Source organism: Anabaena sp. CS-542/02, from assembly GCF_028331085.1.
In the GTDB taxonomy this organism is placed as follows: domain Bacteria; phylum Cyanobacteriota; class Cyanobacteriia; order Cyanobacteriales; family Nostocaceae; genus Anabaenopsis; species Anabaenopsis arnoldii.
In genome coordinates this window covers 1-26,235 of record NZ_JAQMTM010000158.1, presented here as the reverse complement: position 1 = coordinate 26,235, position 26,235 = coordinate 1, and the positions used below count along the sequence as shown (strand labels likewise).

The following is a 26,235-nucleotide window of genomic DNA, read 5'->3' as shown; positions in this document are numbered from 1 at the left end:
CCACCCTAACCTCCCCTTGTAAGGGGAGGAGACTGGATTTTATTGTTTCGGTGTGTTCCCCCATCCTTCCCTCCCTGTTCCCTGTTCCCTGTTGAAAAGTTATAAAACAACCTCTGTTTCTCAGACAAAATACATTGACCATTCATAAGTCATGAGTCATAAGACTGATTGGTAAAGTGACAGTAAAAATTGTACCTTTACCAATATTGCTTTCAACCTGTAGATGACCTTGATGATGTTCGACAATCGCCGCTGCGATCGCTAATCCCAATCCTGAACCGGTAGAAGTCTCTGTATTTGTCTTTGCTGTCTTATGGGTACGTGCTGGATCTACCCGATAAAAACGGTCAAATAAACGGGGTAGGGCTTCGGACGGAATACCAATTCCCGTATCAATAACTTTAATTTGTAATACCGCTGTTCCATGACGAATTTTAGAGACCCGATTGCTTCCCTCTAGACGCGACAACTGTACAGATACCTGTCCCTTAGATGGGGTGTATTGCAAAGCATTACTAATCAAATTTGTAAATAACCGTACGAGTTGATCCCATTGTCCCGGAAATGTAAACCAATTTTCCAGTAATTCCAGGGAGATTTCCGCACTGGGGGGATCAACCAAATCCAACGTTAAAGTAATTTTTTTTTCCCTAGCTAATAATTGTTGTTCTTCCACTACCTCCATCAGCAAAGCATCCAAAGGACAAGACGAAAAAACATTATCACTCATACGACTGTCTTGTCTGGCTAAGAACAATAAATCATTGACTAGCTTACCCAAGCGCTGGGTAAGACCTTCCACTACTTTTAAGTGGTGGCGATAGTTGACAATAGTCGTAGTTTGTGTATCTGCTAGTTCTAAATCAGCTAGGGCAACCTGGACATTAGTTTGAATCAAAGTAATGGGACTTCGGAGTTCGTGAGAAGCATCAGCAGTGAATTGTTTGAGGCGTTGGTAGGATTCCCCCACCGGTTCCATCGCTTTACCTGAAAGAAACCAGCCACTTGCTGCTACAGACAAAACCATAAACCAAGTACCTAAAGCCAAATCAATAATTAACTGGCGACTAGGTTTAGTGACTTCAAACCAGGGGTGACTAACACGCAGATATCCTAATACTTGCCTTCCTCTTTCTACACGCTGGGTAACTTGTCGCAGCAAGACTACTGAGTGATCGGTGTCCCCTTCTCCCCAGATATCCTGTTTAATTACCCGGACGGTTTCACCAAGATGGTTACCATGAATGGGAATGTTTAGGGGTGATGATAGGGTTGACCAGATTAATTGACCGGTGGGACTAAACCACTCTAGGTCAATGTGGTCATCTTCCACCGTCATAGCATTATCGCGAAAACTTGCTTCTACATTAATCTGAAATTGTCCAGCTTCCCCATTCACAGTTGAAATCACAAGCGATCGCTCGACAATTTCCACCACGTGATTGAGGGTATCATCAATGCGCTCAATTAATGTATTGCGGAAATATAAATATACACCACTGGCAAATAGTAACAATAATACCGCAGTGACGGCAGTGTACCAGAGTGCCAGACGGCGGCGAGTAGCTTGAAACATTTGGCAAAGCAAAGAGAGTCTGTAGTTCTTCTATTTGAATCTTAAATTATCCCTAACTAGATAGTTTCACTTATGCCCTAATTAATCTAATATATTTATTGTCCCTAGATGTAGAGCTTAATCTACCTAAACTGAGATCGTTATGCCGAAATCAAAAAAGAGCGCTCATCCCATTGATTTAAACGATCCACAATATTACATTAACCGTGAGTTAAGCTGGCTAGAATTTAACAGTCGTGTACTGCACGAAGCCTGTGACCCCCGGACACTGCTTCTAGAACGATTAAAATTTTTGGCCATCTTCAGCGCCAACTTAGATGAATTCTTCATGGTGCGGGTTGCAGCTTTAAAGCAACAGGTAGAAGCAAAAGTTTCTCAGTTAACTCCCGATGGTCGCACACCGCAACAACAACTAGACGATATTCGCTTAACTCTCACTCCCGAGGTGACAAGACAGCACCAACAATTTCAACAGGTTCTACAACCTTTGCTAGCTAGTCACGGTATTCACATACTAGACTACATCAACTTAAATCACAAACAACGGACTTACTTAGATAACTACTTTGAAGAACAAATCTTTCCGGTTCTCACTCCCTTAGCTGTTGACCCTAGCCATCCTTTCCCTTTTATTTCTAATCTCAGCCTAAATTTAGCGGTTGTAGTCCAAAATCCGGACAGTGAGGAAGAATTTTTTGCCCGGGTAAAAGTCCCCAGTGTCTTACCGCGATTTTTGCCCATACCACCAGAGTTAGGGATTTCTGAAACTGGAGAAACTGCTCACTGGACTGGTGTACCCCTAGAACAGGCGATCGCCCATAACCTGGAATTTCTATTTCCAGGCATGAATATACAAGAATACCACCCCTTCCGTATTACCCGCGATGCTGATTTGGCTTTAGAAGAGGATGAAGCCGATGACCTGCTATTAGCCATTGAACAGGAACTACGCAAACGGCGCATGGGGGGGACGACTGTCAGACTAGAAATTAAATCCCACACTCCTGAGCCAATACGTTCTCGATTGCTGCAAGATTTGGAGTTAACCGAAAATGATCTTTATGAGGTTGATGGTCTTTTAGGACTTCGGGATTTAATGTATTTTATGGCTTTACCATTAGCCGAACTTAAAGAACCCCCACGTCAGTCTGTAGTACCTTCACGCCTCCAAAGGTTAAAAGAACCCAGTTTAAACTCAGAGTCCTTGGAACTAGAAGAAGGTCAAGACTTTTTTGCGGTGATTCGGGAAAAAGACTTGTTGGTACACCATCCATATCAATCCTTTTCCTCAACAGTGGTTAACTTTATTACCCATGCAGCCTATGACCAGAATGTCCTAGCAATCAAGATGACCCTTTACCGCACTTCTGGCGACTCCCCCATAGTAAAAGCCTTAATTGCAGCTGCAGAAAATGGCAAGCAAGTATCTGTACTAGTGGAATTAAAAGCGCGGTTTGATGAGGAAAATAATATCTACTGGGCCAGGAGTTTAGAAAGAGTCGGTGTACATGTTGTCTACGGTTTAGTAGGGCTAAAAACCCATTGCAAAACCGTGATGGTCGTACGACGAGAAAAAGACCGGATGCGCCGGTATATACATATAGGTACCGGTAACTATAATCCTAAAACAGCCCGCTTGTATACCGATTTGGGATTATTTAGCTGTCGGGAAGAATTAGGCGCGGATATCACAGACTTATTTAACTTTTTAACAGGCTATTCTCGCCAAAAATCTTACCGGGAAGTACTAGTCGCACCTGTGAATATGCGCGATCGCTTTTTAGCCTTAATTCATCGGGAAATAGAAAATGTTCAAAATGGTTTTTCCGGGCGCATTGTCGCCAAAATGAATTCCCTTGTAGATCCGCAAATCATCGCTACTTTATACGCAGCTTCCGGCGCTGGAGTCGAAATTGATCTGATTATTCGAGGTATTTGCTGTTTGCGTCCAGGACTAAAAAACGTCAGTGAAAATATTCGCGTGATTAGCATTATCGGCCGCTTCTTAGAACATTCTCGCATTTATTATTTCCATAACAATGGACAGGAGGAAATTTACATTGGTAGTGCCGATTGGATGAGCCGCAACTTAGATCGCCGAGTAGAAGTAATTACTCCAATTAAAGACCCGGATATTGCTAAAGATTTGCAAGAAATTTTGGGAATTATGTTAGCAGATAATCGTCAAGCCTGGGAATTACAATCTGATGGTACTTATATCCAACGCCGCCCTGGTGATGACTGTCCAGCCACCAGTTCCCAAACAACTTTGCTAAATATGGCATTAAGTTCAAGTAGTATAGCGTCAAACCTGATTGATTCCAAAAAAAGTTACTATTACACAGACAAATAGTCAACTTTATTTCCTACTTATGAAACCTAATTTGTGAATAAATAGACTCATGAATTACTATGGACAACAAATCTTCTTCAACCATAAGATAGAGTGATTTCTCTTGCATCTTACCGTAAACTATAGGGGATGTTGCCAGTATTTTTCATTACCTTAAATTTTAACTTTTTTTTGTGAATCTGTGACATTGCGTGTTCTGATAGTTGATGATCACGAACTTACACGGTTAAGTCTAAAATTGGCTTTTTCTAACCAGGAAAATCTCCAGGTAGTGGGGTTAGCCTGCAATGGTCAAGAAGCTATAGAAATGCTGAAAAGCTACCAAACTGATGTAATTATTCTAGATTTACAAATGCCAGTTATGGATGGTTGGCGTGCTTCTAGTCATATTAAAGCAATATCTCCTAAAACTCAGATACTGGCTTATTCTTCAGTGGAAGATGCAAGTTGTTTCAACGCTAAAACCACAGCAAATTTTGACTATGTTTCTCCCAAAGATATTCCTACTAATAAACTTATTGCTCTGGTTACGCAGTTAGGAGAACGTGCCAGAAATGCATAAGTTAGAATAAATCATCTTGTCAAGTTGTTTGCAAACTAACCGGGACTTAGTAAGATATAGCATTTCCCATGCTCGTGAGGTACAAAGTTGTTTAGTTTCAGGGAACGGGGAACAGGGAACAGGGAATAGGGAATAGGGAATTGATGTGTACTTCATTAGCCTGAAAAAGGCTTCATATATATGTAGAATACAGCAAAAAGATTGTGGTTATAGGCAAACAGCGCCAGTTTATCCGTTAACTCACGGTTTAACTAACGCCGCTCTATTTTTTCATCTAGTCACTTTAGCCTAATTATTATCGGTTTCCGGAAAAGTCCGCTTAAATTCATCAATTAAATCATCCATTTCTTCCAAAGCCTGGTTAACATCAATTCTCAGAGTTCCTAAGTTTGGCTGCTCCAAAAGGCTTAGTAGGTACTCGCGTTTGTTAGTAACCACAGCAATTCGTTCTTTTATCGTCTGTAAGTCCATAATTTTTTTCTGACCTTTAAATAGCCTCATATTTAAACTTAACCCAAAATGGAGTAGACAGGTGATTAGTCCCGCATATGGAATATCATCAGCAATGGCGAACCGTTAGACGCAAAAGATATGAGTTATGATTGTCAGGGACTCAACTTAGTTGGGGTAGTTCACTTGTGACCAATAACCGATGATAATAAAACAGAGATGTTAAAAATCTATAATATCCTAAGCTTATGTTACGTAAAATTTCTTTGGGGACTATCGGTTTAAGCGTTGGTGGTATATTAATCATTGTTGGTTTCGTAGCCTACGCTGCTGACAATGCCACACTTAATCTTGTCGGGTTTTTCTATGGGTTTCCTCTTTTCTTGGGAGGATTGGCACTCAAAGCCAACGAAATTCTGCCTATACCCTTTAGCCAAGATACAACGGCAGATGTATTACGCCTACGGGAGCTGCAAGCAACTATTACTCAAAATAAAATTCGTAAGGACATCACTCGATACTGTTATGGTCAAGAGGCTCATTTAGATGAGGCTCTCTCTTATCTAGGTCTGAGTCCTACAGATGAAGACCGTCCAGTGCTCACAGGTTTACGAGAAACAGAAATTAATGGGGCTTATGCCTTGATTTTAGAATTTTATTCCCCGTTTATTTCATTTGATGTTTGGCAGGAAAAACAGGAGAAAATGACCCGGTATTTTGGACCTGGAGTAGATATTAAAATTACACAAGTCGGTGAAGATATGATTGAATTAACAATTTTTACTATCCTTGATAAATAATATCTCTACCTATAATTCGGTCATACCCGCGGGGAGTGTCAGTATAAAGCTACTTCTCTAATCGTATTGCATACCACTGTAAATATTTGCCCAGACCAACATCTAATTCACAACTTGTATCAATTAAATATTGAGCTTGAGCACTGGCGGAATCAAACCTTTGTAAGTCTGTGGGTAATTCCTCTCCAGTCATTGTTTGTAACACAAGCTCAAGCTTTTCTAATAATTCGTCTGCTGTGAGAAATTGTTCCGGTTGGTCTGTTTCTAAAACAACAAAGTTGTCCTGCTGATACATTAATGACTGTGGCATTTGAAAAATCTGACTAACTAATAGGTTGTGGTTTTTAGCCAAAATGATTAAATTAACTTTTATCGCTATTTTTGGTGAAATTAAGCGGGTATTCGTCATCCATAAGAACTCTTACCTAGTCACCAGTGGCTAACTAAGATGGGTACACTGGTAATGTAAAATGGAACCAAGCGCCGCCATTGGGGGCAGAATCCACCCAAATTTGTCCATAATGGGACTGTATGATGCGTTGGCATAAACACAGACCAATGCCGTAGCCATCAATAGCTTGATCACGTTGTAATCGATAGTGATGTTCAAAAATGCGTGTGCGGTTTTCTAGGGGAATTCCCGGTCCCGTATCACCAATAGTGATTTGAACTTTTTGGGTGGTACGGTGTAATCCGGCAATAGTAATTTTGCCACCTTCTGGCGTGTATTTGATGGCATTATCTAACAAATTAATTAGCACTTGGCGCACACGTTCTGGATCTGCATATATTTTTGGTAAGTCCTGGGGAATATCAGTTTCTATTTGTTGGGATTTGGCAATGTAGCGATCGCGCAATTCTGCCAACACATCGAAACATATCTCGCCAATTTCCATTTTTTGTGGTACGATTGGTATGCTTGTATCGTAACTACGCCCTACCTGCAACAGATCAGCAATCATTCTGTCAATAGTCTTAGTTTGATTCCGAGCTTGTTTTAATAAATGTGCTGCCATAGCTGGTTTAAGCCGCTTAAATGCACCAATATCTATATTGTAATTAGACTGTAGAGTTTCTATGGCGATAGCCGCGGCAGTGAGAGGATTGCGGATGTCGTGAGCCAGCATAGCTATGACTCTATCTTTAAATAATAGGTGCTCTTGCAGTTTCTCTTTTTCCTGTTTTAACCGAAAAACTTCGTCAGAAAGTTTGATGAGTTCTGCAGAAAAAGCCACAGAATGAATTGTTGATTGCGGTGATGATACCCCACTATTATCATCTATTTGTTCTGGTAAGTCTTCTTGTAATTTTAAGTAAGTATCAACAGCCACCTGCCAGCGAGGCCACCAGTCCTTCAATTGGGCGATGATATTACTTCCAGCTATAACTTGTCGCGGTTCTGGCTGAATTTTGACTAAAGCCGGTGTGGCAACTAATTTAAAATGTTCTGCTAAATAGGGTTGTTCCCCGACGTCTATGATTTGCAGTTCAAAATTATACTCAATTCGTAATTCTTTTAAGTAAGCACGGATACGCTGCACTTGTTGTCGAGACTTTGGTCGTCCATCGACAAATAGTAACAGTTGGAGTGGAGCCTCAGAATAAATAGGCTGATCCTGGGAAACTTGCATGTAATCGTGTTTCAGCACTGGTAACAACCCGGCGATGCTTCGCTTAACAGAAATGAGAATGGATTGACGGTTGTCGATGGTCGTTGATTGTCTTCAACTTAATATCTATCTTAGGTTTTTCATACTCCTATCTGCTGAATATTATTAACATGAGATACTGATTTTTGAGATTTGACCGGCTTTTGACTGAGCTTTCATTCCAACAAGCATACTGGAGTAGTGAATCTCATTCCCCATCGCCTCTAAATCTAAATCTTACATTAAAGCCAGCAAATATAGAATTTCATACTGATGCAAAATTACTGTTGTAGCTTCAGATACATTTGATTGCTCCTGTTGGGGAAGAACTTACAAGAGTAATAGTCGAGTCCCAATATGAAAATGAGATGATAAACGGTTAACGACCCTAAGTGAAAATATCCTCAAATTTACCAAAACTTACTTAAACTTTAGCAGAAATATGGCTAGAAAATACCTTAACAAGGGCAATTCATTCATTTACAATAGATCCTAGGCAACAACCACGCCTAAAACTCTCATTGTTTCAAGCTAGCTCAGAGAGTTTCTCTGTCCAATCCTGTAGATACTTTCAATGGAATTTCTCTACATTTTAAATAAGCGTGGTTTCTCTTAAAGTGAATCAGTAAGGCAATTCCAGATGGTTAGGTGAGTGTGAGTAACTTTAGTGGAGATACAATTAACAATTCAAGTAAAGAGCCTACAAAGTTATCCGAATCCTCAGTAAAAATAATCTCAAAACTCTGTGTAATTTCAAGACAGATTGACAGAGAAACCCCGTGACCTTACCTGAATAATTAACTGTAGCCGTAAATCAAATTTATGGCTGTTTATGCCATTCTAGTTAGGAATCATTCAAACCGTTCCCAGTGGGAGACAGACTCTAATCTACACTGATGCATATTAGGACTGGTACATTATCTCTATCTGGCAACGACTTACCTGACTGTACAAGAGAACCAAATTTATGCGCTGACATTTAAGCAACAGTAACGAAAGTTTTTCGGCTCCATTCCGGATAGATTGCAATCTAATTTGATTGGGTGTTATCTTTTCCCCTCTTTGAGGGATGCTAAAAATAAATTTAACCTTAGTTTAGCACTTCAGTTGGTGCAAGAATATTTTCAATTCTCGGAGTCATTTTCCCTCCTAGTCGTGACAGTCTGCGCTAGTGTAGGAATTGAAACCCCATTTGTAGTTTCCCGTGTTGTTGTCTAAACATCCAGCTGTATTATTGAGCTTGGCTATTCTATTCACTTCTTTAACAGCTTGTGCTAACAGTCCAACCGCCAAAACCCTAGAACAGTCTTTGGCTGCTGATCCTAGATTAAAAGATCACCCCGGAATATTTGGTGAATCTCAGATAAATCAGGCGAAACCCAGGCAGAACCAAAACCAACCCAAGGTGGACTTACCATCTGATTTTCCCCCAGATATCCCTTTGTATCCTAATGCTAAATTAGAGTCAGTCACACCTGCCATATCTGAAAAAAACAGCATAGTCACTCGCTGGCTAAGTTCTGACCCCAGCAATTTTATTGCTAGCTTTTACAGTGAACAGTTTCAGAAAAACAAATGGCAGATTTTACAACAGCCCACAGATAATTTAGAAGATACCTTTGAAGCACACCGTCAAGGTGTGCAGGTTAAGGTATCTATTCAGCCACAATCAGTTACTCAACCCAAACCTAATCAACCACAAACAGCTACCGCATTAGTTATTGAGTACATACCTAATAAAGGTATACAAACTGCTAAGACTGAAGATTTGCAAACTAATAATTCTACTTTTATTGGTCCGGCAGTATCTGATAGTCTATCCACGCAGCCGGGTAAGACATCTGTTAGCCAAATGGCTACAGCAAGCTCTCAGCAATTCCATGATCTCAACCAAGCACCGGTAGAACTACGTCAATTCATTCAAGACTTAGCATCTTTGGGTGTTTTGTCTTTACAGTCTCAAGAAGTCAAGACCCGCTCTAATGCTGTCACCAGTAAATCATTTGAACCCAGTAAACATATTACTCGCCGAGAATATGCCCGCTGGCTAGTTGCTGCCAACAATGCTGTGTATTTTAATAATCCTGCTAAACAGATTCGCTTGGCAACCCAAAATACTCAATCGACTTTTACTGATGTAGCGCCCACTGATCCTGATTTTCCAGTCATTCAAGGGTTAGCTGAAACCGGTTTAATCCCTAGTCCTTTGTCTGGTAATTCCAGTGCAGTTTTGTTTCGTCCTGATGCACCACTAACACGAGAACAGTTGATTTTGTGGAAAATCCCCCTAGATACTCGTCAAGCCTTACCGGACGCTAGTCTAGAAGCAGTGAATCAAACGTGGGGTTTTCAAGATGCGGGAAAAATTGACCCGAAGGCTTTACGCGCAGTACTGGCTGATTTCCAAAATGGCGAAAAATCGAATATTCGTCGGGTGTTTGGCTATACAACCTTGTTCCAACCTCAAAGACCAGTGTCTCGGGCTGAAGCTGCCGCAGCTTTGGGATATTTTGGCAATCTGTCCGAGGGGATATCTGCTGCTGAAGCTGTCAGTGTCAAGGAAGTTGGTAACTGAGCTTGATATAGCTAAGGCGTGTAAAGTATTGTTAATTAACCTGACCCAAGCCGATGACGGGATTTGAACCCGTGGCCTGCTGATTACGAATCAGCTGCTCTACCACTGAGCCACATCGGCGTATACAGTGTAGTATTATAGCATTATTTACTCATGATCAAACCAAATCCTCAAAATCCCATCAACCCAGAGCAATATGCCCGTCTCAAAGCTGAAATGGCAGCCCCCTATAGGGGTTTACGCCAATTTCTGTATCTAGGTTTTGCTGCATCTGCTTTAATTGGGGCGTTTATATTCTTTTTTCAAGTCCTTGCAGGCAGAAATATTGACACAGCAGCACCTAATTTAGCGCTGCAGATGGGAATTTTTGCCCTCATGATCCTCCTTTGGCGCTGGGAGCAACGTCGGTGAAGCGGTTATTAGGTAAATTAATGTTAAATTAATGTGATTTTTGGATTACTGTTGTGGCAAAAATATGCAAATTATTAACTTTTAGTTAGTCTGGCGCTTTGAAGTTGCTGGCTAAAAGCTGAACTAGTCCTGGAGGATCCCCCACCACAGCTTCATCTGGGCAGCAAGGATAATCTGGGTATCAAAAATACATCCATTTTGGGTAAGCAACTTCCGGCGAGAGCGCCATCAAATGGGCAAATCACCTTCAAAATGTTTGAGCCGACCTGTAGAAGATTTCCTTGATTTTTAATACGCTAAAGTTTCTAAAGTTTCTCGTAAATATCTCCTTACTTGTTTCTCGATATGAAGTCCCTGCAATTGGGGATAGTGTTCTAGTCGCCAGCTTTTAAACCCTGAACTGGTGGATATCGCACATTTTAGGCTATACCAAATGTCGGACTCAGCAGAAAATTGACCATTGCCTTCGACACTGCGCTGATCGCAATCGCGTTCGCCAAGTGCCTGCTTTGCAATCAGCCCACCGTAGGAATCGCTACTAGATAATGGAATTTGAGCCATAGTTCTTCATTCCTCAGTTTTAATTTCAATATGGCAGTATTCAGTTTCGCTAATTACGACATTGCCCACATCAGAAACTACATAATTCCTTTAACAGTTATCAGGGTTTACTTTAGGGTTGATGGTCGGTTTATTTTAATTTCTACTTTTGGGATTTAAATCGCCACAGTAGAATTTGATTGACCAGCACACCTTACATACTCCCATAGGGACGCCACCATACAGTCTCAGCTTGCCACTATCACTACCCGGTTATTCATTCCACTCTGGGCTTCGCCTGATTTATGGGGCTTCTGCCGGAAAGAGCTAAATTTGTTCTTAATATTATAGTACTTACAACCAAAAATTCTGTCTTATTAGTCACTAAAACAAGTGATAGACTCACTGGCAGTGTGAAAATTAATGTTAAATCTTTCTATAACACCTATCTAAACCTACCTAAGCAGATTGATTGTTTACTTATTGCTTGACCCTAGAGGATATAGCTTGCATGGCTTATACACAGAGTTAGTGGAGGGTGATAGGGCAATTCATGAATGCCCCTTATGGAAATTAGTTTGCACTGATTCTGATTAACTCCATAAACCTTTATGTCCCTATTTCCAGTGCGCAACTGGTATATGAGCAACATGTGAAATGATTCTAAACTGATTGCAAGCAATACAGTATAGGCTTCTCATCTAATCCACCTATTGCTATGCCTATCCCTCCCAGGCTATCGGAGGCGATAAGCTTTGCTTTAAGTCTATTCAATGCTCTACCGCCGATATAAATCTCTTACCTTTCTGAGGAAACTACAAAATACCGAGACAATTCATCAAGGAAGTAGAAGGCATTGATGAGTTTTGAAGTTTGAGTTGTGCACTCATTTCATCTCAAAACTCATCATTTTCACTCACGACCCGGAAATGAGTAACCAGCACTATTTCGTCAATGTGAGTGTACGACGCTTAGTTACCATTTGGAAGGCTTCAATCAAGTCACCTTCTGCCCAGTCATGGAACTTATCAATGTTGATACCGCATTCATAACCGGAGTTAACTTCTCGTGCATCTTCCTTCATCCGCTTGAGGGAGTCAAGGACACCTTCATAAACAACCTTACCGGCACGACGCACTCGCACCTTGCAGTTGCGAACCAATTTGCCCGACTGTACATAACAACCAGCCACGGCTCCACGACCCACAGGGAAGACGGCACGGACTTCGGTTTGACCAAGGGGTTCTTCCACCAACTCTGGTTCCAGCAGACCTTCTAAAGCTCCTTGGATATCTTCCAAAAGTTTGTAGATGATATTGTATTCCCTCACATCCACCCCAGCTTCGTCGGCCGCTTGTCTAGCGCCACTAGCATAGGTAGTATTGAAACCAATGATCACAGCGCCACTAGCTGCGGCTAGGTCAATATCGGTTTCAGTTATTTCCCCAGCGGTTGCCAATAGCATACGAATTTGAACTTCGTTTTGGGGGATTTGTCTGAGAGATCCCACAATAGCTTCCACAGAACCTTGTACGTCTGCCTTCAAGATTAAGTTGAGTTCTTTCAACTCTCCTTCTTGTGCTTGGGCGGAGAGCGTGGTCAAAGTGACACGTCCTTGTAACAGACGGGATAGACGTTGTTTGTCAGCGCGATTGCTAGCCAGGGTTCTGGCTTCTTTTTCGTTAGCGAAGACCTCGAATTCATCGCCAGCGGCTGGGACATCACTTAAACCGAGTACTTCCACAGCAAAGGAAGGACTAGCAACCTCTACTCGTTTGCCTCGGTCATCTACCATTGCCCGAACTTTACCAAACGCCGAGCCAGCCACTAACATATCTCCCACATGGAGGGTGCCATTCTGAATCAGCAGGGTAGCAACTGCGCCTTTTGCCTTATCCAGATGTGCTTCAATCACTGTGCCCTTAGCAGACCTATCTGGATTGGCACAGAGTTCTCCCACTTCTGCTACTAGCAAAATCATATCCAGGAGCGTATCGAGGTTTTCGCCCTTCATGGCACTTACAGCAACCATGATTGTTTCTCCGCCCCACTCTTCAGGTGTGAGACCATACTGAGTGAGTTCTTGTTTAACTCGGTCTGGTTGTGCGCCTTCCTTATCAATTTTGTTAATGGCAACAACAATTGGTACTCCGGCAGCTTGGGCGTGACTAATAGCCTCTACCGTTTGGGGACGAACACCGTCATCAGCAGCCACTACTAAAATTGCAATATCAGTTACCCTTGCTCCCCGTGCCCGCATAGCTGTAAATGCCTCGTGTCCGGGAGTATCAAGAAAAACTATCTGCTGTTCTTTTCCCTCATGTTGCACATCCACATGGTATGCACCAATGTGTTGGGTAATACCACCTGCTTCCCCAGCAGCAACCTTAGTTTTCCGAATGGAGTCAAGCAGAGTTGTCTTCCCATGGTCTACGTGACCCATAATTGTCACTACAGGCGGACGCCGCTGGAGTAGATCCATATCTGCCACATCCAACATTTCCGTGACTTTACGGGCTTCTGCTTCTGGTTGAGCAGTTTCGACCTCTATCTCCAGATCTTTTCCTATTAAGGTAATGGTGGGGATATCCAAATTCTGGGTGATACTTACAGCCATACCTTTGAGGAAAAGGATTTTCACAATCTCTGTATCGGCAATAGTAAAAACATCAGCCAGTTCTTGGACTGTCATTGGCCCTGTGATCACTACTTTTTCAGGACGTTCACGCTTTGTCTCCACTTCTTGGCGACGGTTTTGGTCGCGACGAGAGAAGGATTTTTTCTTTCTAGCAGTTGGGGCGCTAATAACTGCTGCTGCAGGTGACTGTGTACCTCGAGCAGCTTTTGGTTTAGGAGGACGGGCGATGGAAAGACTAACCTGGACTGTAGCTGGTGAGTCTTGATCCTCATCATCGAGTAAATCGTCTTCTTCAAAGTCATCTTCAACGATTGGTTTAACCCGCTTGCCTTTAGGTCCTACTTTACCGGCCTTTTCCTTGATTTCGTCAATAATTTCTTCCTCTTGCCACCTTTTACCACCTTTAGCTAGACGCGGTGGTGTGGGGCGTTTCAAATCAAGTAGTTCCGGTGCGATCACATCAGTATCAAGGTCTGGTTTTACCTGTCCCCCTGACATGGGTTTTGGCGGAGTAGCAATTGGCATTGCGGCTGCAACTTCTGACGGACGTACTGGACGACTAGGTCTTGTCCCGTCTGCCATTGGTGCACTTCGTAACCGCTGATCGGGGTGTCCTTGTCCGGGCGGTCGATTGCCTTTTTGTTCTGCTCTGACTGGATTTGCGGGAGTAGGACGATGCTGTTTTGCCGCCGGGGCTTGTGGGCTGTCAGTGCCAGTGCCTCTTTGGGGCTTCTGCTTGACTTGATCGCGCTTGAGTACTGGTTTTTCCGCGGGACTCTGGCCCAGTCCTACACGGGAATTTCCCGCCACTGGTCTGGCTGGCGGCTCCGCCAGATGGGGTTTTTGCGGTTTTTCCACTTTTGGTTTAGGGGAAACCCCACTTCGGCTGCGTTCAGTTCCAGCTTTTTCAGGTTTTGCGGCTGCTCTTGTTTCTAGCGCCTGTGTATTAGAAACTGGATCTACTGGTTTGATTGCAGGTTCTGGTGAGGTCTCAGATTGATTCCGGGGTACAGGTCGAATTGGTGCCGTCGGCTTCATGGGTGAGACTGGTGTATCGATTGGCTCTGATTGTGAAGAAGAATGAACTTCTGAGGAAGCAAGTTGGCTATCATTAGCCACTGAAGCTTGGGGGGCGTTTCGGGTATTATTTCTCAATATTTTGGGTTTGCGAATTTCCAAAATTTGTGGTTTGTGAGGTGGTGTAGGTCGATTGCGATTGCCTCCGGCACTGCGCTCCGCGCCATCGCCAGGTTGTGATGTATTTAGTTTACTAGATGTATTGTTGCCTTTCAAATTATTAGCCGTCAGTTTTTCGGCAGCCGTGCGTATACGTTCTGCCTCAGATTCGGAAATAGTGCTGCTATGGCTTTTAACCGCGATTTCGAGCTGATCGCAAATAGCTAATAGCTCTTTGTTATCCAAATTCAATTCCTTTGATAATTCGTAGATTCTAACTTTGCCGTTGTTCATCCACTCTTCCCCTTTAATTTACAGTTTTTTAGCGGATGGTTGCCTGGTTTCGGACATCTCCATCCTTCGATTACTGTTTTAGGTTGCCCTTGGTGATTTTGCCGGTGCCTCCAGTCAGGAAAGAGAGATATTTTGGTTTAACTCTGACATCTCCACCAATAATCATGATGGTTGATGCCCAGCTGCCCCTGATCGCTACCAGGTTGCCATTCTTTAGTTTTTTGTTTTGCTGATTCTGAGTCTTCCACAACACAATCGAGTAAAACTTTTTGGGGGTATTGCCCTGCCACTCGTCTTGTAAAAAAGCCGCTGGTTACTACACCCATTTACTATTTTGGCATTCACCCCATTAATTGCAGAGTCGGCTTTATGCACAAAGACTCTGGGGATTACCGCCTCCAGGTTTTTCCACCCGTTGTTAATTTTGATTTTGGGCATGGGCTTGGCCTAGACGTTGCCACAATGTTTGATACAGTGTTTCAGGCACTGATGCATGTAGCGATCGCCCCAGTCTATTTTTTTTCTGAGCCGCTTGTAGGCAACTCATTTGGGGGCAGATATAGGCAGAACGCCCCATGCCCTGATCTAATTGTACCCTTCCGGATGGAAAAACGCGGACAACCCGCCAAAAGTCTTCTTTCCAGCCGACTTGACGGCAACTAATACAACGTCGATAATTCGGTTTCATTGGTCTTATTTGACTACAGGGGAGCAATCTGGTTGTGAAAATAAAGTTGGCTTTACCAATCTTTACTTAATAGTGGCATGATTGATTCTGTGGTAGTCATTAAGACTAGTAATCTTGTCAATAGTATAAGAACTCCATCAGACTCATAAGTTAATCTTGATCACTCATCTCAAAAATTCCTTCCTCCTGTTCTAGTTCCTCTTGATTTTCATAATCTAGCTCCTCCAATTCCAGATCATCTGCCTCTGGTTTATATTGGGCTCGTGCAGCCGCGAACTTAGTATCCTCTCCCGTATAATCGTACTTAGCTTTGTCTTTGATGTCGATTTTCCAACCAGTGAGACGGGCTGCTAAACGAACATTTTGTCCTTCCTTACCAATAGCTAAACTCAGTTGATCTTCAGCTACAAGTACGTGAGTTTGGCGGGTTTCAGGATCCATGAGACGGACTTCATCCACCCGGGCTGGACTCAAAGCGTTAGCAATATATGTAGATGGATCTGGAGACCAACGAATCACATCTATTTTTTCCCCACGTAATTCGTTGACTACTACTTGAATGCGTGACCCCCGTGCACCAATACAAGCGCCAACTGGGTCTACATCCCGCTCAAGGGTATCTACTGCGATTTTAGTCCTAGGACCCACATAACGGGAAGGCGGATTAGCTTCTCGTGCTACGGCAACAATTCTGACTACCTCATCTTCAATTTCTGGGACTTCGTTAGCAAACAGATAAACAACCAAACCAGCATCAGCACGGGATACTAGCAACTGAGGACCCCGTTGTTGCCCTTGGGAAACCTTTTTGAGATACACCTTAAAAGTAGCATTAGCCCGATAATTATCATTGGGGAGTTGTTCTCGCTTTGGTAATTCAGCTTCCACTTCCGGCTGACCAAAGCCACTGGCCACTGCCAAAATCACCGATTGTCTTTCAAACCGTAAAACTCTAGCTTGTAGGACAGTTCCTTCTAAGTCTTGGAATTCTTCTTGCACCATTTGGCGTTGCTGATCCCGGAGTTTCTGCGCCAGCACTTGCTTGGTTTGCATGGCTGCCATGCGACCAAATTCTCGCTGATCTGGTGTGACATCCAGCACTACAGAGTCTCCCAATTGTGCTTCAGGAGCGACCTGTTGCACTTCCTCCAGGGATATCTGATGGTCGGAGTTCTCCACTGATTGCACAATGCTTTTCGTCGAAAGAACGCGAAATCCTTCTCCTTCGATGTCAAGTTCTACCTCGAAATTCTCAAAATACTCTTCATCAAATTGTCTTCGTTCTAAGTTTTGGGCGCGACGATAACGTTCGTAGCCTTTAAGCAATGCTTCTCTAATAGCTGACTGAACTGCTAGACGTGGCAAATTGCGCTCACGACTGATACTTTCAATTAATTCTTTTAATCCTGGTAAACTAACCATTGACATAAGTAATCTCCTTTAAAATCGAGTCTAAAAAAAATAGGGATAAGGAAAATTAGAGGCGCGATTAATCAACCTGCGCCCTGTCAACTTTCCCAAGTTAGAGATAATTCATCAATTACCCCTAATAAACTCTCCTCTATACAAAGGGGTGGAGAGTGAGAAACTACAGATTAGAGGCTTGGGATTAAAGAAAAGTGTGACTCTACTCCCTAGCCTTTTACTTCCAGTTAGTGTTACCGAGCTCTGAGTCCGTCACCTATGGGTGCTCATCTAGTTGCACCCTAGTAATCAGAATGCGGGGAATTTCGATCACACGACCTTTTTGGTTTAAGTAAACAGTGACTTCATCCCGCCGAATCAACTGACCAATCCACTCTTGTTGTCCATCGTAAGGTTGGGAAGTGGAGATAATCACAGGAAATCCCTTGAAGGAAATAAATTCCCTGTCTGTAATTAATTGTCGTGAAATTCCAGGACTGGACACTTCCAAGACATAAGCATCTGGAATGATCTCTGCCGCATCTAAGGAAGCTTCTAAAGCGCGACTCATAAGCTCACAATCATTCAGTCCAGTGTCTTTTTGAGGGTTGCGGATGTCTACCCTTAATACTGGAGGACGCTGGTTAGTCTGAAAAACTATGCCAACGAGTTCCAAGCCCAGTTCTGCTGCTACTGGTATTGCCAAATCGATAATTTGTGAAACTAAAGGATGAGTCATGCGAAATTTCAATAAAAAAAGTGGGCATCGACCCACTTCCTGCGATAGGGATATCTTCCAAGAAGTCTTGTGACGAATCAATAATGGTTCGTCTCTCTTCCGAGTTTAGCGCATTTCTTTAAGATTCTTTGACATCTCCCCCGGTTGAAACACAGGGGATTCTAAACTGATGTTGCTACGCAGACTGAAGCCTTGCTACGCAACGTTTACGATATGATTTACTTAATCACTTAAATAAATCAACTCCTCTTGGGAGTGTCAAAGCTCCCCTACTCACCTTGGCTAAGGTCATACTCAGCTGTGTGGCTACTTAAGTTGGCCTCTTTTGGGTTTTTCACCATATTTGTGGATGCTTTTTCTTATTTTAACTGAACAAAAATGCTTTGTTAATACCTGTTAAAACCTTTTTGTTAAGGATACGACAGGATAAGTCCTGTGGAGTCTCATTTCACCCCTACGCTAAAGCGTAGAGGTTCTCACGCTCCCACTATGTTTTGACGGTCATTGGTCACTGGTGATTAGTCAATCTCTTGTGCCCTTATCCTCCTCATTGCACTGATATACATCATTTTGAGCTAATTTTTGTTCTTGACCTGGAGAATGTGATTGTTATCTACTGATGCTTGTATTTTTAGCTGTCTGGTTTGTTCCATAATCTGCTCTATGTCTTCTTGGGATAACTGCTGGACATAGTTGAGCTTAAGTTCTTCGAGGTAGTCAGACATTAAGCTTTGAATTTCGGCAATTACGTGTTTTTGCTGTACTTCTTCGGACAATATTTTGCTAAAGCTTTGGGCTAGTTGACTAGAAAGTTTGCCTCCTACAGGGTCTTTCATAGCTGTAGTGACCGCGCTGTAAAGGTTTCTGGTAATTTGAGTTGCTAGTTGCTCACTGAGTTGGGCTTGTACATTACCTAATCCCCAAGGTACAAGGTGGCGATAAAGAGGGACTTGATTAATGGTAGTGGCAATATTGTGACTTAAAATGGCAATGATTTCTGGTTGAACTTTCGGCAGTACTTGATAGACTACAGTTTGCACTAAAATATTCGTGATCGCTTCTATTTCATTGATATTGTTAATATTTATATAGGGGCGCGCATTTTGTTTTTGCGTCAGCCATCTGATGAAATCGCCGCTGCGAATTGAACCTTGAAGCTGGTTAATGACTCTGACTACCACTATTTCTGTGAGGTCTTCGGCAAAATTCGCTAGTATTGATTGGTTTATTTGCTGCTGCAATGGCTGAAGATTTAATAACCTGACTTGGTGCAGGCGCACTGTTACCGGTATTACCCGTAACCAACGCCAAAAAGGGAATACTAAGAACAAGTCGTACCAGCGCCACAATATAGCATTTACCCAGGTAAAATTGGGATGACGACGGCGCAAATAAAAGGAGCGCCCCAACAATTCTATACCAAATAGCAAGATAAAGGGTAAATCAATCTGCCAAAAGTTATCAAGCAATTCCCCATTTTCCCCGATGCGGCGGAAATAGTTGCTGGCTATTAAAGGTCGGATTTGTCTGTTAAAAAAGTTAATCTCTTGGTTCCATCCTTGTCTCGATAAATACTCTCGACTCCAGAAGGTATTAAAAGACTGTTTTGCAGATTCTTGACCGATGCGATCGCGCATCCGATTTTTAGCTTTTTCAAAATTACCACCTTTATTCACTGCTGCAAAGGGGTTACCGTCCACCATCTCATTACTGAGACGACCAAGTTCTTCTAACTTAATTTTGGCTTCTGGGGAAGTTAACCCTGTTTGACTCACCTGGTCTTGGAGTGCGTCTACTTTATTTAAATAATTTCTCGTTTCTCTATGGTCTTCAATACCCTTAACAGGGTCATAAACTCGGGTAATTTGGGGTAAATTCCGTAAATAGAAATCCCGCCACGGTATGTAAGTTAAGTTAAAAAATACTAAACATAAATTAACCGTGGCCATCATTGCCATGAACCTTTCAAAAAGCAGGTTTGATGATTTTAAAGGCTTTTGTTTACTCATTGACTGTGATTATTTGCTCACTGCTTGGGCTAGTGCGGATATAATACGGATATATATACAGCACCTGTCCAGTCAATGAACTACACAGATATTAATATAGTAAATCTCATGGGACAGGCAGGCAAGCCCGTCTTCTACGCAGATGAGATATGCTGTATATTTACGGTGCTAGTTTCGGGAAAAACTTGTCAATGAGTCACCCCTACTGTGAGGTGTATTCCTCCTCCAGTTCTAAATCGCTGTCCTCTAGGGTTTGGTGGGGAATGGCGGCAATAATTGCGTCCATCACTTTAGATACTGCTAATATCTCGATGTTAAAATCAGGGTATTTTTGCCCTTTAGGAACAATTGCTCGTTTAAATCCCAGTTTAGCAGCTTCTTTTAATCGTAGTTCCATTTGAGACACAGATCGCACTTGTCCCCCTAATCCCACTTCACCAATTAATATTGTACCCGGCTCAACTATGCGATCGCGGAAACTGGCAACAATAGCGACAGCTATTCCTAAATCCACCGCTGGTTCCTCCACATTTAAACCACCCGCTGAGGCCACGTAAGAATCTAATTTCGACATGGGAATCCCAACCCGCTTCTCTAAAACAGCCAGAATCTGCACCAGGCGGTTATAGTCTATCCCTGTACCTGCACGGCGGGGAGAAGGGTAACTAGTAGGACTGACCAAAGCCTGTAATTCTACTACAATGGGGCGAGTACCCTCACAAGCTACTACAATAGCTGTTCCCGGTGCTGGTTCATCACGGTTACCTAAAAATAACTCTGAAGGATTAGGCACTTCGCGCAGTCCGTTCTCTACCATTTCAAAGATACCAATTTCGTGAGTGGCACCGAAACGGTTCTTGACAGTTCTTAATAATCTGTGGGAGGCAAAGCGATCGCCCTCAAAATATAATACTGTATCTACTAAATGTTCTAAGACCTTCGGACCGGCGATGGCTCCTTCCTTAGTGACGTGTCCGACAATTAACATCGTAATATCTTCATGTTTTGCCACCTTCATCAAAGCTGCTGTACACTCCCTCACCTGGGCCACAGAACCGGGTGCAGAGGTCAGCGCCGGAAAAAATACTGTTTGAATACTGTCAATTACCGCCAGATTCGGCCTTAGTGAGTCCATCTCCTTTAATATTTCTTCTAAGTCTGTTTCGGGTAATACATATAAATCAGCATTTATACTCTCTTCTCCTACCTCGGTTGCTGTGGCTTCTGATTGCTCACTGGTGACATGCTGGGTTTTTGATACTCCCAAGCGAGAAGCTCGCAATTTTACCTGTTGTCCTGATTCTTCTCCTGTGACGTACAGAATGCGGTATTTTTGCGCTAACTGGTTTGATACTTGTAGTAGTAAAGTAGATTTACCAATTCCCGGATCACCACCAATTAGCACCATGGAACCAGGCACAACACCACCACCTAGCACCCGATCAAGTTCACCATACCCAGATTCCCAACGGGCGATTTGGCGATCGCTAATTTGATCAAATGTCAGGGAAGCTCTGGGTTTTGCTGGTTTAACGGTAGATTTACCAGGATTGTGAGTTCCTTGCCAACCAGTTATCCCACCCCTAGTCAGCACATCTACTGATGATTGAATCGTAATTTGCTCTTCTAAAGAATTATATGTACCACAAGCTGGACACTTACCAAACCACTGGGGAGATTCTGCTCCACACTCGTTACAAATGTAAAAGGTTTTAGGCTTTGCCATTCTTTAAAGTTGTTCAAAAATCTTAATGTTTTCTTAATTGTTGGTCAAAACTAAAATCAAATAGGAATAAGAGTTAGAGCTTTTTCCCAATCAATTGATGGAATGATATCTTAATATTATGGTATTAAAAATTAATCATGTTAAATTTTAGTTAAGGAGCATAGAGAAACTTGGAAAGCCATAAAGAAAAAATCTTGGTGGTAGACGACGAAGCCAGTATTCGCCGGATTTTGGAAACGCGCCTTTCCATGATTGGCTACGATGTGGTGACTGCGGGAGATGGAGAAGAAGCCTTGGAAACCTTTCGCAAATCAGAGCCTGACCTAGTAGTGTTAGATGTGATGATGCCAAAGCTGGATGGCTACGGCGTATGTCAAGAATTGCGTAAAGAATCCGATGTTCCCATTATCATGCTAACAGCCTTGGGGGACGTTGCCGATCGCATCACCGGTCTAGAATTAGGTGCTGATGACTATGTTGTCAAACCATTTTCCCCCAAAGAGCTAGAAGCTCGCATTCGCTCAGTACTCAGACGAGTAGACAAAACAGGGGCTTCTGGTATTCCTAGCTCCGGCGTGATTCATGTTGGTAACATTAGAATAGACACCAACAAACGCCAAGTCTACAAAGGGGATGAGCGCATTCGCTTGACAGGTATGGAATTTAGTCTCCTAGAGTTACTAGTTAGCCGTTCGGGAGAAGCATTTTCTCGCTCAGAAATCTTACAGGAAGTATGGGGTTACACACCAGAACGCCATGTAGATACCCGTGTCGTAGACGTACATATTTCCCGTTTGCGGGCTAAATTAGAAGATGATCCTAGTAATCCAGAATTAATTCTCACAGCTAGAGGTACTGGTTATTTGTTTCAGAGGATAATTGAACCAGGCGAGGAATAAGGACGGTTGTAAAAAGTCAATAGTTGTATTCTCACAACTAATGACTAACCACTAATGACTAACCACTAATGGACAAATCTGACCCCAATAAAATTTTACGCCGTTTACCCTTAGCTGTGGGTGGGTTAGGCGCTGTACTTTTACTAATTAACCGGCTGCTGACTCCAGAACTAACGCAGTCTCAAGCACGTGGGGATGTAGTGGGCGTAATTTTGAGTGCAGTTTTGATTTTAACAGGTTTAATATGGCAGCAAGTACAGCCGCGATCGCCTGATTCTGTAGAATTAATTGGGGAAGAAGGTTTTGTACTTGCACCAGACTTACCAGAGACCGTCAAAACAGAACTAGCCTGGGCATCTCGTTTATTATTAACTAATACAGTCACCCGCTCACTGGTAGTAGTCTATAAAAACCAAGTTCTACTGCGTCGTGGTATTCTGGCTGCTAAATCAAAAGTAATACCAGGCCCCATCCTCAAACGAGTATTGGAAACACAAAAGCCAATTTATCTCGTAGCTTTGAAAGTATACCCCGGGAGAATTGAATTTGACTACTTACCAGAAAACACACAAGGTGTAATTTGTCAACCAATTGGTAAGGAAGGAGTGATGATTTTAGGAGCCAATGCACCCCGCAGCTACACCAAACAAGATGAACAATGGATTGCGGGAATTGCTGATAAATTAGCAGTAACTTTGCATTCCTCCTTGCTAGCTAATATGGAGATTTAAAACTTTATGCAAATTACTTATTGGCTACTAATTACCGTCATGGTAGTGGGGGTAATTGGTTCGGTGGTTCCCGGTATACCCGGAAGCAGTTTAATTCTAACTTCTATTATTATTTGGGGTATACTGGGTAGTTCCTTTGCAGCCATCAAAATACCACTGATTGTCACAATTGTAGTTTTAATTCTCAGCATCGCCGTAGATTTTCTAGCTAGCTACTTAGGAGCAAAAAAAGCCGGTGCTAGTAAGTGGGGACAAATCGGCGCTATCCTAGGGTTGATATTAGGCTTTTTTGGCTTACTACCAACCTTACCCTTCGGCGGACCTCTGTTAGGAATCTTATTAGGTCCGCTACTAGGCGCAATTATCGCTGAGTTTATTTACCGACGCGAACTATGGCCAGCAGTTAAGGCTGGTGTAGGCATTATAGTGGGTTCGGTAATTGGAAACTTAATTCAAGGAGTTTTAGCGATCGCAGCAGTTGTGGTTTTTATAGTCACAACTTGGCCTCAAGTATATGGAAGTTGAGACAATCAAGCCAAACTTAAAGATTTTTTAGCTTCATTAGCTACTGCTTCCACTTGGTCATCAGTAAGAGTTTGTATAAGCAAGTGAGCATCAGCACCACCTAAACGACTCAAAGCTTGAACAACCCTATAACGGATTTGCCAGTCGGAGCTAGTAATAAAGGGAGCTAAAAGGGGAACTGCTTGCATATCTCCCAACTCACCCAAGGAACTAATGGCAGCTGTTTGGACTAATTCATTATTTGATGATAGTGCTTCCTTGAGTAGTTCAAAGCCTCGTGGATCACCCAACTCTCCCAATGTCGCAATAACACTAAACTGCACCAGCCATTCAGGACTTGTATTGTAAAGTTGGTGTAAATCTTCAAAAGCATCTTCGAGTTTTAAAGCACCCAAGCAATCAGCCGCAGCAGCTTGGACATCAGGTTCAGGGTCATTGAGCATACCGCGCAATACATCCAAAGATAACTTCAAATTTTGCCTTCCCAGAGTATCCATCTGACTTACTGCTGAGTATCGTACTCGCGAGTTACTGTCACCCATAGCAACTTGAATCAGTTCAAAAGCTGTTGCTGGTTCCAGTTCACGAACTTGATTAACACCACGCAACCGATCGCCCAGATTGTCAGAACTGAGCAACTGCTTGATAGACTCAGAAGTAATATTCATTTATTTGTCCTAATTTTGTAAATTGTTTAAAAAAGCTTTGAATATTAAACTAAGCCGGTCAGTCACCTGACCGACTCGTCTTCAAAACCGTACGTGAAACTTTCGCTTCATACGGCTCCTCAATGATATGGTTCTTGTCATGAATACCTGTAAGACTTCCATCATTGGCTGTCTTCTTGTCGTGGCAATGTCTGTGTAATAGTTGTAGATTTTTGTATTCATCCTTACCACCTTTGGAAAGGGGTAAGATGTGGTCTACTTCCATTACATCACCGTCTCTAAAGTAATGCCCACATTCTGGACATTTACCCTTTTGCCTTTTGAGTAAGGTCGCTACTCTTTTATTGGCTTCGGGATGGTTTGTCATTCTTGAACTCCAGTATACCCAATCACCATCAAATGGTGAGGCATAGCCTTTAACCTTGATGTGACGTACAATGGGGGTTTCTGGGTGTCTATACAGTTTGATAAACTTATCATCCATCTTTGCTGCAAACTCCCAGTTATTGTCTCCGATTGTATGCCAGTATTTATTGGTTATCCACTTACCGGTTTTATTGGGGTGTCGGCGCTTTGCCCATCTGTAAAATCGTTGATAGACCTGCATAGAGATACTACTGAAGGTTTCTTTACTTACTACGGATGAGTAGTAGTTACACCATCCCCTAATAATAGGGTTAAGATGTCTTATCAATCCCAATTGTGGTACTGGTAATTGTCTTTTAATGGTGTTAGAAACCTTTTCGTAATGATTCCTAACCGATTTCTTGGATGGGGTGATGATGGTTTTAAATCCTAGTATTTCCTTCTTTGTGTTCAATCCTGAATTGTATTTACCAAGTGAGTATTGTCTCACGTTGAAGCCAAGAAAATCAAATCCTGGTTTCTCTGATTGGTGTTCATACAGAGTATGAGCCAGTCTGGTCTTACTAGGTTTTAATTCCAATCCCATTTCATTTAGCCATTTAACTAGGATTTCCCTGCATTGTTCAATAACTGTGAGATCTTCATGCAGAATGACAAAATCATCTGCATATCTAATGATTGATATTGCTTTAGCCTTATCTTTTTTAGAACTTTTACCTTTACCTGGTAATTTTGAAGCATATTCTTTAAGAATTTCTTCCATACCGTGTAAGGCTATATTTGCGAGTAAGGGGGATATTACACCGCCTTGCGGTGTACCTTCTTCTGTAGGAAATAGGACTTTGCTATCAACCACACCTGCTTTTAACCACGCTTTGATTTGACGGCGTAGTTTAGGATAGGTGTTCAGTTTCTTTAACAATGCTTGATGGTTAATCTTGTCAAAACACTTAGCGATATCGGCATGTAATACAAATTTTGGTTTGTATCTAATGGCACTGAATATTGCTTCTATGGCATCATGACATGAGCGCCCTGGTCTAAATCCGTATGAGTTGGGTTCAAACTTTGCCTCCCATTCTGGCTCTAGAGCCAATTTGACAAGCGCTTGTAGTGCCCTATCATACATTGTAGGTATTCCTAGAGGTCTTTTCTCATCCCTACCTGGTTTGTCTATCCAAACTCTTCTGGTTGGTTTGGGTTTTGACCCTAGTTTTAACTCTTCTACCAATTCTAGTCTTTCATTAGGTGATAAAGCTTTCACCCCGTCAACTCCGGCAGTTTTCTTTCCTTGGTTATCTTGAGTTACCCTACGTGTTGCCAAAACTTTGGCTGACCAAGACTTCATCAGCACCTTTTGGAGTCCACGAACAACCTTGACATCACCACGGGCTGAGGCTTGATAAATTCGTTTTTGGATTTTGTAAACGCGACGTTCTAACTGTTTCCAGTTAAT

General features: G+C 42.5%; 21 protein-coding genes and 1 tRNA gene. 8 read left to right on the top strand and 14 right to left on the bottom strand.

What is annotated here, in order from left to right; genetic code table 11:
- Positions 1-142: 142 nt before the first annotated feature.
- Complete coding sequence (locus PN447_RS16345; RefSeq protein WP_271764070.1) at positions 143-1,576, bottom strand: sensor histidine kinase; 1,434 nt, start codon at positions 1,574-1,576, stop codon at positions 143-145.
- 142 nt (positions 1,577-1,718) lie between these two features.
- Between PN447_RS16345 and ppk1 the strand changes: the two genes are divergently transcribed.
- Positions 1,719-3,929, top strand: coding sequence for a polyphosphate kinase 1 (gene ppk1 / locus PN447_RS16340; RefSeq protein ID WP_271764069.1), 2,211 nt, complete (start codon positions 1,719-1,721; stop codon positions 3,927-3,929).
- 157 nt (positions 3,930-4,086) lie between these two features.
- Positions 4,087-4,491, top strand: a complete 405-nt coding sequence (locus tag PN447_RS16335) for a response regulator (RefSeq protein WP_271764121.1) — start codon at positions 4,087-4,089, stop codon at positions 4,489-4,491.
- Positions 4,492-4,779: 288 nt separating this feature from the next.
- Here PN447_RS16335 and PN447_RS16330 read toward each other — a convergent pair whose 3' ends face one another.
- Positions 4,780-4,962 carry a hypothetical protein gene (locus PN447_RS16330; RefSeq protein ID WP_271733679.1) on the bottom strand — a complete coding sequence of 61 codons (183 nt, stop codon included), beginning with the start codon at positions 4,960-4,962 and terminating at the stop codon, positions 4,780-4,782.
- A 227-nt stretch (positions 4,963-5,189) separates the two neighbouring features.
- On the opposite strand from PN447_RS16330, the gene PN447_RS16325 reads away from it, so the two are divergent.
- The gene (locus PN447_RS16325) at positions 5,190-5,741 is read left to right on the top strand and encodes a DUF2854 domain-containing protein (protein WP_271764068.1); all 552 of its coding nucleotides are present in this window, start codon (positions 5,190-5,192) and stop codon (positions 5,739-5,741) included.
- Positions 5,742-5,790: 49 nt separating this feature from the next.
- Here the strand turns inward: PN447_RS16325 and PN447_RS16320 are convergent, their stop codons facing one another.
- Together PN447_RS16320 and PN447_RS16315 are read right to left on the bottom strand one after the other, a co-directional pair.
- Positions 5,791-6,051 (bottom strand): chlororespiratory reduction protein 7, encoded by a 261-nt coding sequence (locus tag PN447_RS16320; RefSeq protein WP_271764120.1) that lies wholly within the window; start codon positions 6,049-6,051, stop codon positions 5,791-5,793.
- Positions 6,052-6,184: 133 nt separating this feature from the next.
- On the bottom strand, positions 6,185-7,390 hold the full coding sequence (locus PN447_RS16315; RefSeq protein WP_271764067.1) for a histidine kinase: 1,206 nt from the start codon (positions 7,388-7,390) through the stop codon (positions 6,185-6,187).
- 1,204 nt (positions 7,391-8,594) lie between these two features.
- On the opposite strand from PN447_RS16315, the gene PN447_RS16310 reads away from it, so the two are divergent.
- On the top strand, positions 8,595-9,965 hold the full coding sequence (locus PN447_RS16310) for an S-layer homology domain-containing protein (RefSeq protein ID WP_271764066.1): 1,371 nt from the start codon (positions 8,595-8,597) through the stop codon (positions 9,963-9,965).
- Positions 9,966-10,013: 48 nt separating this feature from the next.
- Here PN447_RS16310 and PN447_RS16305 read toward each other — a convergent pair.
- Positions 10,014-10,085 (bottom strand) — tRNA-Thr (locus PN447_RS16305).
- 33 nt (positions 10,086-10,118) lie between these two features.
- On the opposite strand from PN447_RS16305, the gene PN447_RS16300 reads away from it, so the two are divergent.
- Positions 10,119-10,376, top strand: coding sequence for a DUF3493 domain-containing protein (locus PN447_RS16300; RefSeq protein WP_271764065.1), 258 nt, complete (start codon positions 10,119-10,121; stop codon positions 10,374-10,376).
- A gap of 288 nt (positions 10,377-10,664) precedes the next feature.
- Here the strand turns inward: PN447_RS16300 and PN447_RS16295 are convergent, their stop codons facing one another.
- The 7 genes from PN447_RS16295 to radA form a co-directional block, all read right to left on the bottom strand.
- Positions 10,665-10,937, bottom strand: coding sequence for a hypothetical protein (locus tag PN447_RS16295; protein WP_271764124.1), 273 nt, complete (start codon positions 10,935-10,937; stop codon positions 10,665-10,667).
- 922 nt (positions 10,938-11,859) lie between these two features.
- The gene (gene infB / locus PN447_RS16290; RefSeq protein ID WP_271764064.1) at positions 11,860-15,024 is read right to left on the bottom strand and encodes a translation initiation factor IF-2; all 3,165 of its coding nucleotides are present in this window, start codon (positions 15,022-15,024) and stop codon (positions 11,860-11,862) included.
- A gap of 418 nt (positions 15,025-15,442) precedes the next feature.
- Positions 15,443-15,712 (bottom strand): YlxR family protein, encoded by a 270-nt coding sequence (locus PN447_RS16285; protein ID WP_271764063.1) that lies wholly within the window; start codon positions 15,710-15,712, stop codon positions 15,443-15,445.
- A 150-nt stretch (positions 15,713-15,862) separates the two neighbouring features.
- Positions 15,863-17,140 carry a transcription termination factor NusA gene (gene nusA, locus PN447_RS16280; RefSeq protein WP_271764062.1) on the bottom strand — a complete coding sequence of 426 codons (1,278 nt, stop codon included), beginning with the start codon at positions 17,138-17,140 and terminating at the stop codon, positions 15,863-15,865.
- A 253-nt stretch (positions 17,141-17,393) separates the two neighbouring features.
- Entirely contained in the window at positions 17,394-17,855 is a 462-nt protein-coding gene (gene rimP / locus PN447_RS16275; protein ID WP_271764061.1) for a ribosome maturation factor RimP, read from the bottom strand.
- Between the two features lie 575 nt (positions 17,856-18,430).
- Positions 18,431-19,864, bottom strand: a complete 1,434-nt coding sequence (locus tag PN447_RS16270; protein WP_271764060.1) for a hypothetical protein — start codon at positions 19,862-19,864, stop codon at positions 18,431-18,433.
- 202 nt (positions 19,865-20,066) lie between these two features.
- Positions 20,067-21,590: a DNA repair protein RadA gene (gene radA / locus PN447_RS16265; protein WP_271764059.1), complete on the bottom strand. Its 1,524-nt coding sequence runs from the start codon at positions 21,588-21,590 to the stop codon at positions 20,067-20,069.
- Between the two features lie 170 nt (positions 21,591-21,760).
- Between radA and rpaB the strand changes: the two genes are divergently transcribed.
- The 3 genes from rpaB to PN447_RS16250 all read left to right on the top strand — a co-directional run bounded on the left by rpaB (position 21,761) and on the right by PN447_RS16250 (position 23,745).
- Positions 21,761-22,489 carry a response regulator transcription factor RpaB gene (rpaB, locus tag PN447_RS16260; RefSeq protein WP_200989741.1) on the top strand — a complete coding sequence of 243 codons (729 nt, stop codon included), beginning with the start codon at positions 21,761-21,763 and terminating at the stop codon, positions 22,487-22,489.
- A 68-nt stretch (positions 22,490-22,557) separates the two neighbouring features.
- Positions 22,558-23,220 (top strand): cofactor assembly of complex C subunit B, encoded by a 663-nt coding sequence (locus tag PN447_RS16255; protein ID WP_271764058.1) that lies wholly within the window; start codon positions 22,558-22,560, stop codon positions 23,218-23,220.
- Positions 23,221-23,226: 6 nt separating this feature from the next.
- Complete coding sequence (locus PN447_RS16250; protein ID WP_271764057.1) at positions 23,227-23,745, top strand: DUF456 domain-containing protein; 519 nt, start codon at positions 23,227-23,229, stop codon at positions 23,743-23,745.
- Between the two features lie 5 nt (positions 23,746-23,750).
- On the opposite strand, the gene nblB is transcribed toward PN447_RS16250, so the two are convergent.
- A complete protein-coding gene (gene nblB, locus PN447_RS16245; RefSeq protein ID WP_271764056.1) occupies positions 23,751-24,413 on the bottom strand; it encodes a phycobilisome degradation protein NblB in 663 nt (220 codons plus the stop codon).
- Between the two features lie 58 nt (positions 24,414-24,471).
- Positions 24,472-26,235, bottom strand: a 1,764-nt coding sequence (ltrA, locus tag PN447_RS16240) for a group II intron reverse transcriptase/maturase (RefSeq protein WP_271764055.1), incomplete at its 5' end; no start/stop codon positions are given.